The sequence below is a fragment of the Sulfitobacter sp. HI0129 genome (assembly GCF_001635395.1).
Classification (GTDB): Bacteria; Pseudomonadota; Alphaproteobacteria; order Rhodobacterales; family Rhodobacteraceae; genus Sulfitobacter.
Genome location: NZ_LWGH01000821.1, coordinates 1 through 868, shown reverse-complemented (window position 1 = coordinate 868; position 868 = coordinate 1). Strand labels below are relative to the sequence as shown.

The following is an 868-nucleotide window of genomic DNA, read 5'->3' as shown; positions in this document are numbered from 1 at the left end:
ACGATACTGACCTTGGTCGGCGCGGGCGCGGTGTCGCTGGCGACACCTCTCGCCGCGCAAGACGTAACCCTGCGGCTTGCCTTCATCCCGCAAGAGAACCCCGACAAGCTTCTGGGGGACATCGAGGCCATCACCGGATGGCTGGCAGAGGAGATCGGCGTCCCCGTCGAGGGGTTCGTCACCATCGACCATGCAGCGGCGGTCGAGGCGCTGCGCAACGGCGACGCGGATATCTCCTTCATGGGCGCCCTGCCCTTCGTTCTGGCCGAGGCCGAGATCGGTGCCGTGCCGCTCCTGTCCGAGGTCTACCGCGACGCGCCGAGTTATACGGGCCGCATCTTCGTGCGGCGCGACAGCGGCATCGGCGCGCTCGCAGACCTGCGCGGGCGCGACATCGCTTTTGCCGATCCGATTTCGGAATCGGGCTATCTCTACCCGCTCGCCGAATTCGTAGAAGCCGGGCTGATCGAAGACCCCGGACAGGCGGAAGCATTCTTCGGCCGCGTCTTCTTCGCGGGCGGCTACCAGCAGGCGATGCAGGCGATGGCCGAAGGCCTGGTCGATGCCGCAGGCGCCAGCCAGTATGCCGACCTGCTTCTGACGCCGCAGCAACAGGCAGAGGTAACCTGGATCGCGGAAAGCGCGCCGATCCCGAGCCATTTGGTGATCGCTCGCCCGGGGCTCGATGCCGCTCTGCGGGACCGTTTTGTCGACGCAATGCTGCGGCTCAACGAGCCGGAGCACCGCAACAAGCTGCGCTATTTTTATGGACCGGATGGGTACGTCAGGGCCGACGGCGCCGCCTATGACGGCGTACGCGATATGGCACGGCAATACGGGCTGTTGCGATGAGCACAGCTGTCGAAGT

Annotated in this window: 1 protein-coding gene; it reads left to right on the top strand. The window is 65.7% G+C overall.

Features of this window, described 5'->3' with window-relative positions; all coding sequences use genetic code 11:
* On the top strand, nucleotides 1–852 hold an 852-nt coding region (locus A3764_RS19505), incomplete at its 5' end, for a phosphate/phosphite/phosphonate ABC transporter substrate-binding protein (protein WP_236628257.1).
* Nucleotides 853–868: the final 16 nt, after the last annotated feature.